The sequence below is a fragment of the Streptomyces bohaiensis genome (assembly GCF_012033785.1).
Lineage (GTDB): Bacteria > Actinomycetota > Actinomycetes > Streptomycetales > Streptomycetaceae > Streptomyces > Streptomyces bohaiensis.
In genome coordinates, this window is sequence record NZ_JAAVJC010000130.1 from 1 (window position 1) to 13,443 (window position 13,443).

Consider the following 13,443-nt stretch of genomic DNA (forward strand, 5'->3'; position numbering starts at 1 on the left):
CCTGCGGCGGTGGGGCCGGGCGGCCACCCGGCCCCACCGCGGGGCGGCCGCCCGGACTCTCCCCGGTCCGCGGCGGCTCCGTGGGGGTGCGCCCCGGCTGCGCCCGCGCCCCGACTCCCCGGGGGTGGAACCGGTTCCGGAACCGGAGCGCCACCCGTACCGCTCGACCCCGTGGCATCGTGGAGGTCCACGTCCGCCGGAGTGCGGCGGACACCACGAGAGGGAGAACCCCCACATGGAGGAGCGGCTCTGCCGCCGGTTCGGCCGAAAGCTCTCGGTCGTCGGTCTGGGCACCTGGCAACTCGGCGGCGACTGGGGCCAGTTCCCCGAGAAGGACGCGCCCGCGCTGCTGGACGCCGCCATCGCCTCCGGCGTCACCTTCTTCGACACCGCCGATGTCTACGGTGACGGACGCAGCGAGCGGCTCATCGGGGAGTACCTGCGCGGCCGTTCCGGCCACGGGGTCACCGTCGCCACCAAGTTCGGCCGCCGGGTCCCCCAGGAGGCCGCGAACTACAACCTCGCCAACTTCCGTGCCTGGACCGATCGTTCGCGCACCAACCTCGGCGCCGACATCCTCGACCTGGTGCAGTTGCACTGCCCGCCCAGCGAGGTCATCGCCTCCGACGCCGTCTACGACGCGCTCGACCGCCTCGTGGAGGAGGAGCGGATCCGGGCCTACGGCGTGAGCGTCGAGACCTGCGACCAGGCGCTGGACGCCATCGCCCGCCCCGGCACCGCCAGTGTGCAGATCATCCTCAACCCGTTCCGCCTGAAGCCGCTGGAGCGCGTGCTGCCTGCCGCCGAGGCGGCCGGCGTGGCGATCATCGCGCGGGTGCCGCTCGCCTCCGGGCTGCTCTCCGGCCGGTACACCGAGGAGACGACCTTCGCCCCGGAGGACCACCGCACGTACAACCGCAAGGGCGAGGCGTTCGACCAGGGCGAGACCTTCTCCGGCGTCGACTACGAGACGGGGGTGCGCGCCGCTCGCGAGTTCGCGGCGCTGGCGCCCGAGGGCGCCACCCCCGCGCAGACGGCGCTCCGCTGGATCATTCAGCAGCCCGGTGTCACCACCGTCATCCCCGGTGCCCGCAACGCCGAGCAGGCGTTGGCCAACGCCGCCGCCGCCGAGCTGCCCCCGCTGCCGGACGAGACGCTCGCCGCCGTGGCGGAGCTGTACGACCGGGAGATCCGCGGCCAGGTCCACCACCGCTGGTGAGCCCGTCCCCGTGAGGCCGTGGCGGCGCGCTCGTGGTGGCCTGCGGTCCCGCGGGCGACCCCGCCCCGGTGTCAGTCCTCCGGCGCGGCCTCCACCATCCACAGGTGGCCGTCGGGATCGGTGAAGGTGCCGCTGTATCCCCACGGCTGCCGGGTCGGCGCCGTGACGACGGTCGCGCCCGCCGCCTCCGCCCGCGCCAGCACCGCGTCGACCTGGGCCGCCGAGGCGGTGTCCAGACCGAGCACGCACTCGCTGACCCCCGGACCCGCCGTCTCCCGGCCGCCCAGGACCCATCCGAAACCGCCCGTCGGCACCAGCATCAGCGTCAGCCCGTCGTTGACCGCGAAGCGCAGGGGCTCCGGCACCCCGTCCTCCGCGGGCTCGCCGACCGCACGGAAGCCGAGCCCGTCGCGGTAGAACGCGAACGACCGACGACGGTCCTCGATCGGCAGCGCGATCGTCAGCGTGGTGCGCGGGGGGGTGGTCACGGTGAACTCCTCGTCGAAGCGGGTGGCCGGCGGGGGCGCCCGCCCGGCCCGGAGGTGCCGCGGAGCATCTCACGCGACGCCGCCCGGGGCCCGCCCGGCTCGACGACCCGTCACCGACCCGCCCCGTCCGGCGGGCGTCCCGTATCTCCCACGGAACCGGGCCGCCGCCCAAGGGCGTGCGCGACCCCAGGGCCCCGCACGACAACCGCCGCCGCGTACCGACCCGGCGCGGCTGCGCCGGGCCGCCGCGGACCGACGAGGGAGAGGACGTGCGACCGAACCAGCCGACCCTTCGGCAACCCTCGCCGGGCTCGACCTCGCGACGGGCGAGCCCCGCTGGTCGCACGAGACGGACGGCGTCGTTCTCCACCTCGCGACCGACGGCGAGGTGCTCCACCTCGGTCCCGACCGCCCTCGCCGTCCGACCGACCGACGCCCGCCGCAGCGGCACCGGCAGGCGGTGACGCGCTGCGCCCGGACACAGGAAAGGCGCGGACACCGTCCGCGCCGACCGTTCCAGCGAGCCGCGCCGACGCCGTCCGCGCCGCTCGCGTGTGTGCCCCCGGCAGGATTCGAACCTGCGACACCGGCTTTAGGAGAGCCGTGCTCTATCCCCTGAGCTACGGGGGCGTGGATCCGACCGGTGGCGGAGACCGCCGCCGACCCCGGGCCTGCCGGCCCGCTGATCCCGTGTCGCACGCGAGGTGTGACACGCCGCGCACAGTGTAGCTGGTGGCCCGGGCCAGGTGCAGCGTGCTCCCCGCCTGCCGCGACGCCGCCGCGCGGGGCCCTGCCGCAGGTCTCCCGCACCGCCGTCCCCGCCGTGCGGATGCGGGGCCCGCGGTGCGGGCCTACCGTGCCAGACATGACGACGAGCGACGGTGGTGACCTCGACCTCGCCGTGCGGCGGGTGTACGAGGAGCCGGAGGAGGCCGACGGCGCGCGCGTGCTGGTGGACCGGCTGTGGCCGCGCGGCGTCTCCAAGGAGCGCGCGCGACTCGACGCCTGGCCGAAGGAACTGGCTCCCAGCGACGAGCTGCGGCGCTGGATGCACGAGGACCCCGACGGCCGCCACGAGGAGTTCACCCGGCGGTACCGGCGGGAACTGGCGGCCGAGGCGGCCGCGTCGGCCCTGGCCGACGTGCGGGACCTCGCGGAGCACGGGCCGGTGGCGCTGCTGACCGCGGCCAAGGACGTGGACCACAGTCATGTCCCCGTGCTGCTCTCCGCGTTGCGCGAGCAGTGACGACTTCCCGCGGCCCGCGTCGCCGGTGACGGAGGCGTCGGCGGGCGCGCGGGGAGGCCCGGCCCCGGCCGACCGGCGGTCGGACGGGGCACGGGGCGCGCGCCGGTCAGGCGGGTGCGGCGGCGAGGCGGCGTACCGCCAACTCCGCGTAGAGCGCGGCGCCGTCGGCCAGCACCGCGTCGTCGAAGACAGCCAGCGGCGAGTGGTTGTTGGGCACCGCGGTGGGGTCGACGCCCGGCCGGGCCGCCCCGAGGAACACCATGGCGCCCGGTACTTCGGCGATGACCCGGGAGAAGTCCTCCGCGCCGAGGATCGGGTTGGTCTGCGGCGTGTACCGCTCCTCGCCGTGCACCTCCCGCACGGTGTCGGCGACGAACTCCGCCTCCGCGCCCGAGTTGACGGTGACCGGGTACTGCTCGTCGAACTCCACGTCCACCCCCAGCCCGTGGGCGGCCGCGATGCCGCGGCACACACCGACCGTGCCGTCCTTCATCGTCGCCAGCGCCTCCGGGGAGAACGTGCGGACGGTCGCCACGAACGTCGCGTCGTCGGGAATGATGTTGGAGGCGGTGCCCGCGTGGAACTTCCCCACGGTCAGCACGACGGGTTCGAAGACGTCGAAGGTGCGGCTGATCCAGGTCTGCAGCGCGGTGACCATCTCGCACGCCGCCGGGATCGGGTCCTTCGCGCGGTGCGGCGCCGAACCGTGGCCGCCGGCGCCCTTCACCGTCACCGTCAGCACGCTGGACGCGGCCAGCAGCGGGCCCGACCGCGTGGTGAAGACCCCGCCGGGGATGTTGGCGGACATCACGTGCAGCGCGTAGGCGGCCGCCGGGCGCTCCCCGGACGCGTCGAGGATGCCCTCGTCGAGCATCCGTCCGGCGCCGTCGAACCCCTCCTCGCCCGGCTGGAACATGAAGACGACGTTGCCGGCGAGCTGGTCGCGGTGGGCCGCGAGCAGGCGCGCGGCCCCGGCGAGCATGGTGGTGTGCAGGTCGTGGCCGCAGGCGTGCATCCGGTCCGCGGGCGCCGCGTAGTCCAGGCCGGTCCGCTCGGTGACCGGCAGCGCGTCCATGTCCCCGCGCAGCAGCACCGTCGGCCCCGGGCGGCCGCCGCGCAGCACACCGGTGACCGAGGTGACGGCGTCCCCGGTGGTGATCTCCAGGCCGAGTCCGTCGACGGCGCCGAGCACCGCCTCCTGGGTGCGGGGCAGTTCGAGACCGATCTCCGGAATGCGGTGCAGGTCGCGCCGGAGTTGGACCAGGTCGTCGGAGAGGGACCGTGCGTCGTCGCGCAGGTTCACGGGGGTGCTCCTTCCGGTTGGGTGCCGGACGGACGCCGGCCGGGGATGCGCGGGCGCCGCCAGGAGCGGCGATCGTAACGTCACGACCCCGGCTCCGGCCATGGTGCGGACCGCACCCGCGCGGTCCCCGCCGTGGGACCGCGGCCCCGGTGACCTGCTCCGCGGCCGCTCCGAGCCGCGCGCCGCCGCCCGCTTCCGACCGGGCACCATCCGGGCACCGTCCGCGACCGTGACTCAGACGAACGGCACCACGCCGTACTGCGCGAGGATCGGCTGGATCGGCAGGTAGAAGGTGGTGCCGCCGGTGGTGCAGTTACCGGCGCCCCCCACGACCAGGCCGACCGGCCGGTTCGTGCCGGCCGCGACCAGCATCCGGCCGGTGTCGCCCGACTCCGGGCACAGCGAGGCGCGGCTGACCCCGGTCAGCGAGCCCTGGGGGAAGGCGACCGTCTGCTGGTGCGCCTGCACCGTGCCGCAGGTGACGCCGCTGGTCGGCCCGGCCTTGCAGATCCCGGCGCCGATCGGCAGCGCGACGGGGGAGCCGACGCGGACCGTGCCGGTGGGGGTCGCCAGGTGCGGCGGGTAGGAGCCGCCGCCGTTGTACTGGACCAGCGTGTGCGGGGAGGTGGGGAACGGCGCGGCGGTGGTGCTGCTCCCCACGGGGACGGTCAGCGCGCTGTCGGCGAACCACTGGGTGGTGCCGACGGCGTGCCCGCACGCACCGTGGATCAGCCCGTGGGGGGTGCCGCCCGCGCCGTAGACGTTCATGGCGACCGGGCACGTGCCCGCGGTGGAGTACAGCTGCGTGCCGCCGATGACGGTCGGGGCGTCCGCGGTCACGACCGCGTCGACCGCCGCGGCCTGCTCCGCGGTGCGCGGGGGGCCCTGCGCGGCCGCCGGTCCGGCGGAGAGCGCGAGCGTCGCGAGCGCGGTGCCGGCGATCAGGGAGAGTCCGGCGCGCAGCGAACGGCGGGAGGCGGCGAGGCGGCCCCCGCTCCGGGGCGGTCGGGTTCCGGGGGTGGGGCGACGGGCAGGTCTCATCGTCTCTCCGGGGTGGGGGAGGGGCGCGGTGAGCGCAACCGCACGGCGGTGGGCGACGGTTCGGGCCATTGTCCGAACCGTCGGCCATGATCGGTAGATGCCGCGACACGGCGGCTGCTCCCGGCGCCCCCTGCTCCCGCACCGGCCCCACCGGCCTCGCGGGACCCCGTCCGCGGGGGATCAGACCCTGATCACCGGGGTCAGGATCGTGGCGTTGCCCTCGGGCAGCGTCGAGGCCTTCCCCGAGCTGTCGCTCACCTTGATGAGCAGCGCCACGAGCAGCCAGTTGGCCACGGTCGAGGAGCCGCCCTGCGCCAGGAACGGCAGCGCCTTGCCGGTGAGCGGGATCAGGCCGGTGACCCCGCCTGCGACGACGAAGACCTGGAGCGCCAGGACCGAGGACAGCCCGAGCGCCAGCAGCTTCCCGAACGGGTCGGTCGAGGCCATGCCGGCGGCGAGTCCGCGCCAGATGAGCAGCACGTAGAGGAACAGCACCAACGTGACACCCAGCAGCCCCAGTTCCTCGCCGACGGTGGCGAGGATGAAGTCGCTCCGGCCGGCGAACCCGACGAGGTCGGAGTGGCCCTGACCCAGCCCGGTGCCGGTGAGGTCACCCGCACCGAAGGCGAAGAGCGCCTGGGCCGACTGGTCGGAGATGATGCCCGGCGGCCGTTCGCCCTCCGGGAGGTAGATGGCCATCGGGTCCAGCCAGGCCGCGACCCGCGCCTTGACGTGGTACTGCGTGGCGGCGACCACGGCCGCGCCGCCGACCGCCATCAGCCCGCCCAGCACCACCCAACTGGTCCGCTCCGTCGCGACGTACAGCATGAGGACGAAGGCGCCGAAGAAGATCAGCGAGGTGCCCAGGTCGCGCTGGTAGAAGAGGACGACCAGGCTGACCGCCCACACCAGCAGCACCGGCCCGGCGTTCCGCCCGCGTGGCAGCGCCAGTCCGAGGAACCGCTTGCCGACCAGCGCCAGCGCGTCGCGGTTGGCCATCAGATAACTGGCGAAGAACACGACGATCATGACCTTGACGAACTCGCCCGGCTGCACCGAGAGCGGTCCGATCGTGATCCAGCGCTTCGCGCCGAAGGCGTCCGCGCCGAAGAACGCCGGAGCGATCAGCAGCACCATCGCCAGCGCCATGCCGAGGTAGGTGTAGCGCTGCAGCAGGCGGTGGTGGCGCAGCAGCGCGACGACCAGGACCATCAGGCCGACCCCTATGACGGTCCACACCGCCTGGTTGGGGGCGACCGGGACCGCCTGGTAGGTGCCGGAGTAGCGCACCGCGTAGGACTGGTCGAGCCGGTCCATCAGCACGAGCCCGAGCGCGCACAGCAGCACCGTCACGGGCAGCAGTACCGGGTCGGCGTGGCGGGCGAAGCGGCGGACCGCCAGATGCGCGGCGAGCGCGGAGCCGCCCAGCATCGCGCTGTACGCGGCCAGGCCGGACGGCAGCTCGTCGTGGACGGCGAGTCCGGCGGCCGCGTGGCCGAACACCCCGATCAGCACGGCGAGTACGACCAGCACCAGTTCGGTGTTCCTGCGGTGGGACACCCACCGCGCGACCTCGTCCGTCGCGGCACTCACACCGGTTCCCCCAGCCCTTTGGCGTCCAGACGTCCCGGCCCGGACGCCGCACGCAATCTAACAAGCGGCGGCCCCCGGGGTGCAGTGCGCCGCCGGGTCCGCGCGGACCGGGGCGACGCCGCGCACCGCTCCGGAGCCGCGAGGGGCGCTCCGCGGCGGGCTCGGCGCGGGGCCACGGCCGCCCGGCGCGGGCCGTGGCGAGGACGCGCCGAGCCGTGTCACCACCGGGTGACGCGGACGGTGTGGTTGCCGTCGGCGTCGACGCCGGTCACCTCCACCGACACCCCCGCCTCCTCGTCGCGGAAGGTCTCGCCCGGGCGGTGCGGCGCGTCGCTGAGGCCGGGGGTGACCTGCGGGTCGGGCAGCTCCAGGCAGCCGTCGCTGCCGGGGGTGGCGTCCACGACTCGCACCGGGCCCTCGCCGCTGGGGCGGTGGGTGTCCACCCGGGCGAGCAGGACGCCGGGCCGGCAGACCGCTTCGTCCAGCTCGGAAGGGGCCCGCACCTCCAGGGTCAGCACCTCGCTCGGCCCGAGCGGAACCGTCACCAACCGGGTCCGCGGTGCGTCGGTGCCCGGGGCGGCGGTCAGGCCGGTCCCGACGCCCACGGCCGGTTCGGGGGCGGCCGGTGCCGGGTGGTGTGCTGCGGTGGCGGCGGCGCCCAGCGGGGTGATGGTGTGTTCGGTGACGCCCGGGCCCGGCACGCAGTCCACCTCGCCGTCCGTCAGCCAGCCCATCTTCCACTTGTGCCACGCGAGGATGTCGTTGCTGGGGCCCCAGTCCTGCTCCATCACGTCCCAGTGGCCGGTCAGTTCGGGCGAGGGGCCCTCGCCGGTCCAGTAGAGGTCCGGCAACCCGAAGGCGTGGCCGTTCTCGTGGACGAGCACCCGGTGCGGGGTGTGCCCGGGCTGACTGCTCCATATGAAGCTGACGTTGTGCAGCGGTCCGGTGGCGGTGGGTATGAGAGGCCGGCCGGGGAACGACACCGACAGCACCTTCTCGACCGCCGGCGGGCCGGCGTTGGGCGCGGCCAGGACGTTGACCAGGTCGTGTGCGGAGAAGTCCACGTCGGCGGCGGCCAGTTCGACGCCGCGGCCGTCCCCGGCGGCGGTCGCCGTACCGGGGGCCGTGCCGGGCGCGGCGACCGTTCCGGCCGCGGCCGCCGCGGTGTCCGCGTCCTCGGCGGCGGGCGGGGCGGGGGCCGAGGTCCCCGCCGCCGCGGGGGAGTCGGGGGCGGGGTTGTCCGCCCGGGCGCCCGTACCGTCCCGCACCGGTGTGCCGTCGCGGTCGCCGGCGCCGCCGGTTCCGCTGCCGCCCTCGCCGGCCGCGCGGTCGAGCGCGGCCACGATGTCGTGCATCAGCCGGTTGTATCCCTGCGGGTCGCCGGGGTGCCAGCCGACGCCGCGGTCGATGCCGTACGCCTCGAACGGCTGCGGCATGCGGAGCCAGCCGTGGACCGGTGCGGGCCGGTAGTCCAGGGCTCCGTAGGAGCTCGCGGCGAAGTACTCGGAGGTCGCGGGGAAGAACTCCGCGAGCCGTTCCTCGGTCGTGATCTGCGCCTCGGCGTCGGGGAAGTCGACGAAGAGCGTCAACGCGGAGACGGTGCCCCGCGTGGGGGAGTAGCCCTCGGGCGTCGGTATCCCGGAGTGCAGCCCGGGGCCGGTGCCCGGGACGGCGCACTCGCGGGCCTCCGCGACGGAGCCCGCGACCACCGCGGGTATGCCGGGCAGGGCGATGGCCATGCCCGGCGACTGGCTCAGCACCAGTGCCAGGGAGCCGCCGACCGCCGCGGCGGCTCGGCGACCGGGTATCCGCTGCATCGGCATCGCTCCCGGGGTCGCGGCCCGCGTCGACGGGCGTCACCCCACCGTCGGGCGGGTAGGCGACCCCCGCATGCCCGGCGGGGCGTTCGGGTGGCGGCGGGCCGCCCGCCCGTCCGTGGTTCGACGCAGCGCTTCGCCGGGGTCACGGTGCGTGCATGTCAGACGTCGCCTGCCGCGCGGTCGGCGGCCTCTCCCGGGCCTCTCCCGGGGCGTGTGCCGGCCCGGCGTGCGCCGGGGGTGGCGAGCCGCTGCCGAGGAGCGCGGCCCGCCGCGGGGGGTGGCGCCTTCGATGGCGCGAGTACGACGGTCGGGCGCGACGGTGCGTGAGCCCCCCGGTGACGGCGCGGCCGCCGGGGAAGGCGAAGGATGCGGCAACCATTTCGGCGGCTCGTTCGTCTCACAGCAGTGAGGGGACGGCCCGGGACACGGTGACGGGGGCGTGTACGCGGGCGATGGCGGGGCAGGGTACTGCACCAGACGAAAAAGATGAGCGACTTGGGAATTCTGTCGCCAACTCCGTCGTTGATTCGTTACGGATGTGGGGCGCGCAGGGGGTGTCATCCCTTCGCCTTCACGGCCGTGTCAGTCCGATCACTCGCAAGGGAGCAGGTATGGCCATCCGTGCCGTCGCCCGCCAGGAGGGCGCACAGAGCGCCGCCGCTGCGAAGGGCAGTGCGCGGTCAAGGGCAGAGGGGGACGCTACCGAGCGTGACCTCGTGGGCATGTATCTCGACGAGATCGCCCGCACACCGTTGTTGGACGCCGCCCGTGAGGTGGAACTCTCGCTCGACATCGAGGCGGGGCTCTACGCGCGGCGCGTGCTCGACGGCGACGAGGTACCGGTCGAGGGCGGCCCGGTGGCCGGCGCCACCCGTGAGGAGCTCACGGAGATAGCCCGGGCCGGTGACCGCGCCAAGGACATCTTCATCCGCTCCAACCTCCGCCTCGTGGTGGCGGTCGCGCGCCGTTACCCGCGCAGCGGCCTGCCGCTGCTGGACCTGGTGCAGGAGGGCAACGCCGGTCTGGTCCGCGCCGTCGAGAAGTTCGACTACAGCAAGGGCTTCAAGTTCTCCACCTACGCCACGTGGTGGATCCGGCAGGCCATCACCCGCTCCATCGCCGACCAGGCGCGCACCATTCGGCTCCCCGTCCACCTCGTCGAGGAGCTGGGCCGCATCCGCCGGGTGCAGCGGGAGTTCAACCGGGAGCAGGGCCGTGAGCCCGACTCCCAGGAGATCGCCGAGGAGCTCGGCTCCAAGCCCGAGCGGGTACAGGACGTCCTGGACTGGGCGCGCGACCCCGTCAGCCTCAACATGTCGGTGGACGACGAGGGTGAGACCCAGTTCGGCGACCTGCTGGAGGACACCTCGGCGGCCTCGCCCGAGCAGTCCGTGATGGTGATGCTCCGCCGCGAGGGTCTCGACGACCTCATCGCGCGGCTCGACGGCCGCACCGCCTCCATCATCCGTGCCCGGTACGGCATGGAGGACGGCCGTGAGCGGACGCTCACCGAGGTCGGCAAGCAGCACGGCCTGACCCGCGAGCGCATCCGCCAGATCGAGAAGAACGCGTTGACGGAGCTCAAGCGCATGGCCGGCGACACCGGCTTCGACGCGGCGGCCTGACCCGCCGCGCCCGCCGCGTGCCGACCGCACGCGGCAGGGATGCGGCAGCGCGGGGGACAACGGACACCCGGCGGGCGGAGACGCTCGGTCCGGGCAGAACACGGCGCGGTGGCGCCCGACCGGCGACGTCCGGTGCGGGCGCCGCCCCGCGTCGGTTTCCGGCCCCGCTTCACTACGTTCCGCATCCGGCGCACTACGGCGCGATGCGTAGGGCGCTCGCGCCGGTCAGCGGGCGGATGGGTTCCGCGAGCCCGCCACTCGCCGGTGCGCGGCGGGCGGGAACGCGACGGGTCGCGGTCGCGCGGCGTTCTCGCTGGTGGGAGAGGGTGCGCGCCCGGTGTGCCGCCGGCGCGCGCCCCCGTCGGGGGCGACTGGATCCGGCTCGGAGGTGTGGCGCGGTTCACAGATGTGCGGTGAAATATCCGGGGAGGCTCTCCCCGTTTGCATACCCGTACGGCGAAGTGGGGAGCCATTCCCCACTTCCTGTGCAGGACGACCGTCGGTGATCAGCGAGGAGGCCCCATGAGCGCATCACACGCCCCCGGCGTACCGGCGAACGGCGGACTCCGCGCCGATGCCGCGCGCAACCGGGACCGCATCGTCGCCGCCGCCCGTGAGGTGTTCGCCGCTGAGGGCCAGACGGCCCCGCTGGACGAGATCGCCCGCACGGCCGGCGTCGGCAACGCCACCCTCTACCGGCACTTCCCGGCCCGGCGCGACCTGGTGGTCGCCGTCGTCCGCGACATCTCCGAACGAGCCGCGGACCGCGCCGAACACGCCCTCGCCGCCGGGGCCGACCCGTTCGAGGCGCTCCGGGGCCTGTTCCTCGCCGGCGTCGAGGAGAAGGTCGGCGTCATGTGCACGATGCTCGGCACCGAGGCCGACCCCGGCCGCAGCGCCGCGGGGGACCGCCTCACCCAGGTCGTGGAACGGCTCGTCTCCCGCGCCCGGGCCACCGGCACGCTGCGGGCCGACGTCACCGCCGGGGACATCCTGCTGGCCATCGGGCGGCTCACCAGACCGCTGCCCGACGGATCCGAGTGTCGCCTCGACGGTGACCTGGCCCGCCGCCAGTTGCTGATCTTCCTGGACGGGTTGCGCGCCCCGGCCGCCACCGAACTGCCGGGCGTCGGCCCGTCGGTGGCCGATCTGCGGCGCGTACCCGCCGGCCGGGGTTAGCCGGCCGCACGGACCATCGGCCCGCATCGCGGGTCGACCGGGGCTCCGCCCCACCTCCGCACGGCGCGGTCCCGACCGCGCACCCCGACGGGGCAGCCACACCGCGGCTACCCCGCCGGACGCCGACGTGTACCCGACGTCAGCGGCTCCGATCCCGTCGGCGCCGTCATGTGCCACCAGCACGTGACGCGCCGCAGGCACCACCCGCACGCACGGCCCCGCACGGCCCGCCGCACACCAGCGGCACCACCGCCGCTGCTCGGCCGCCGTACCGGCGCAGCCGGACGCGGCGCCGCGGCAGCAGCACCGAGAAGCACCACCGCACCACCGCACCGCCGCACCACCGCACCGCCGATCACCGCACCGCCCGACGCAGACACCGCCCGTCCACCCGACCGCGCGGCCCGAGCCGGACCCCCGTCCGCCGGTCCCCGCCCCGCCCGCTCCACCGGCCCGGCCGCCCGCACCGGGTCACCCCTTCCGTCCCGTGACGTCTTCCCCGACAAGGTGGCAGCCCATGTCCCCAGCGCTCGACAGCGCCGCTCCCTCACCACCGCAGCGCCCCGCGACCCCGCGACGGCGTCTCCTCGTCCCGCTCACGATGGCCCAGCTGATGGTGGTGCTGGCCTCGACCATCGTGATCGTCACCCTGCCCGCGCTCCAGGCGGACCTCGGCATCGCCGACGCCGACCGCCAGTGGGTGCTCACCGCCTACGCCCTGGCCTTCGGCGGGCTGCTCCTGGTCGGCGGCCGGGTCGCCGAACTCCTCGGGCGGCGCAACGCCCTCGTCCTCGGCCTCGTCGGTTTCGCGTCGGCGTCGGTGCTCGGGGGACTGGCGACCACCGCGGCGACGCTCTTCGCCGCCCGCGCAGGCCAGGGGGCTTTCGGAGCCCTCGTCGCGCCGGCCGCCTTCGCGCTGCTCTCCTCGCTGTTCGCCGATGTGCGTGACCGCGGCCGCGCCTTCGCGGTGCACGCCGCGCTGGTCGGAATCGGCGGCGTGCTGGGGCTGGTCCTCGGCGGTGCGCTCACGCAGTTCCTCGGCTGGCGCTGGACCTTCTTCGTCCAGGTGCCGCTGGCGGCGGCGGCTCTGCTCGCCGTGGCGGTGACACGGCTTCCCGCCGTCTCCGCCGCTGCTTCGCCCCGCGTCGACCTGCCCGGTGCCGCGGCCTGGGCCGCCGGCCTCGTCGCCCTGGTCGGCGGCGTCACCCGCGCCGGCTCCCACGGCTGGACCGACCAGGGGGTCCTCGCGGCCCTGCTGGTCGCGGCACTGCTGCTGGCGGCGTTCGCCCGCCGGCAGGCGCGCACCCCCGGCGGGCTCCTCCCGCCGCGCCTGGTCCTGGACCGCAACCGCGCCGGAGCGGTCCTGGTCGTCTCGCTGGCGGCCGCCGCGCTGTTCGGCGTCTTCCTGATGCTGACCCTGTACCTGCAGTCGGTGAAGGGCTACCAGCCGGTGCTGGCCGGTCTCGCGTTCCTGCCGATGAGCATCGGCATGATCATCGGTTCCACCCAGGTGGCGTCCTGGACGCTCGCCCGGCTCTCGCCGCGCGCCGTCATGGTCCCCGGGCTGCTCGCCGCCGCCACGGCGATGCTGATGTTCACCCAGCTGGAACCCGCCAGCTCCTACATGGGGCTGCTGCTGCCGGCGCAGCTGGCGCTCGGCATCGGCATGGGGACCGTCTTCATGGTCGCGGTCCACATGGCGACCAGCGGAGTCCGCTCGGGCCACACCGGCGTCGCCTCGGGGCTGGTGACCAGTGCCCAGCAGATCGGCGGCGCGCTCGGTGTCGCGCTGCTGGGGACGGTGGCGGTCTCCACCACCGCCGGCAGCGTCGGCGGCAGCGCGTCGCTGGCCACCGCCGCGCCCGTGGCGGTGGTGGCCGGGTTCGCCGCCGCGGCCTGGTGGGGGCTGGGCGCCGTGCTGCTGGCAGC

General features: G+C 75.0%; 10 protein-coding genes and 1 tRNA gene. 5 read left to right on the plus strand and 6 right to left on the minus strand.

From position 1 onward, the window contains the following. Window positions 1-235 precede the first annotated feature (235 nt). Window positions 236-1,219: an aldo/keto reductase gene (locus tag HCN52_RS15005; RefSeq protein ID WP_168088952.1), complete on the plus strand. Its 984-nt coding sequence runs from the start codon at window positions 236-238 to the stop codon at window positions 1,217-1,219. 71 nt (window positions 1,220-1,290) lie between these two features. On the opposite strand, the gene HCN52_RS15010 is transcribed toward HCN52_RS15005, so the two are convergent. Next, window positions 1,291-1,707, minus strand: coding sequence for a VOC family protein (locus tag HCN52_RS15010; protein WP_312876708.1), 417 nt, complete (start codon window positions 1,705-1,707; stop codon window positions 1,291-1,293). A gap of 557 nt (window positions 1,708-2,264) precedes the next feature. Then, window positions 2,265-2,337 (minus strand) — tRNA-Arg (locus HCN52_RS15015). 235 nt (window positions 2,338-2,572) lie between these two features. On the opposite strand from HCN52_RS15015, the gene HCN52_RS15020 reads away from it, so the two are divergent. Continuing rightward, window positions 2,573-2,953 (plus strand): DUF488 domain-containing protein, encoded by a 381-nt coding sequence (locus HCN52_RS15020; RefSeq protein WP_168088953.1) that lies wholly within the window; start codon window positions 2,573-2,575, stop codon window positions 2,951-2,953. Window positions 2,954-3,059: 106 nt separating this feature from the next. Here the strand turns inward: HCN52_RS15020 and HCN52_RS15025 are convergent, their stop codons facing one another. The 4 genes from HCN52_RS15025 to HCN52_RS24775 form a co-directional block, all read right to left on the minus strand. After that, a complete protein-coding gene (locus HCN52_RS15025; protein ID WP_312876709.1) occupies window positions 3,060-4,256 on the minus strand; it encodes a M20 metallopeptidase family protein in 1,197 nt (398 codons plus the stop codon). A gap of 234 nt (window positions 4,257-4,490) precedes the next feature. Further along, window positions 4,491-5,297, minus strand: a complete 807-nt coding sequence (locus HCN52_RS15030; RefSeq protein WP_168088955.1) for a S1 family peptidase — start codon at window positions 5,295-5,297, stop codon at window positions 4,491-4,493. 180 nt (window positions 5,298-5,477) lie between these two features. After that, the gene (locus tag HCN52_RS15035) at window positions 5,478-6,890 is read right to left on the minus strand and encodes an FtsW/RodA/SpoVE family cell cycle protein (RefSeq protein WP_312876710.1); all 1,413 of its coding nucleotides are present in this window, start codon (window positions 6,888-6,890) and stop codon (window positions 5,478-5,480) included. 218 nt (window positions 6,891-7,108) lie between these two features. Continuing rightward, window positions 7,109-8,707, minus strand: a complete 1,599-nt coding sequence (locus tag HCN52_RS24775; protein WP_209314566.1) for a metallopeptidase domain-containing protein — start codon at window positions 8,705-8,707, stop codon at window positions 7,109-7,111. 614 nt (window positions 8,708-9,321) lie between these two features. Between HCN52_RS24775 and HCN52_RS15045 the strand changes: the two genes are divergently transcribed. The 3 genes from HCN52_RS15045 to HCN52_RS15055 form a co-directional block, all read left to right on the plus strand. Next, entirely contained in the window at window positions 9,322-10,335 is a 1,014-nt protein-coding gene (locus HCN52_RS15045; protein WP_168088956.1) for a sigma-70 family RNA polymerase sigma factor, read from the plus strand. Between the two features lie 522 nt (window positions 10,336-10,857). Continuing rightward, window positions 10,858-11,514 (plus strand): TetR/AcrR family transcriptional regulator, encoded by a 657-nt coding sequence (locus HCN52_RS15050; protein ID WP_168088957.1) that lies wholly within the window; start codon window positions 10,858-10,860, stop codon window positions 11,512-11,514. Between the two features lie 517 nt (window positions 11,515-12,031). Beyond that, window positions 12,032-13,443 (plus strand): MFS transporter (locus HCN52_RS15055; RefSeq protein WP_168088958.1); only part of this gene is annotated, 1,412 nt, incomplete at its 3' end.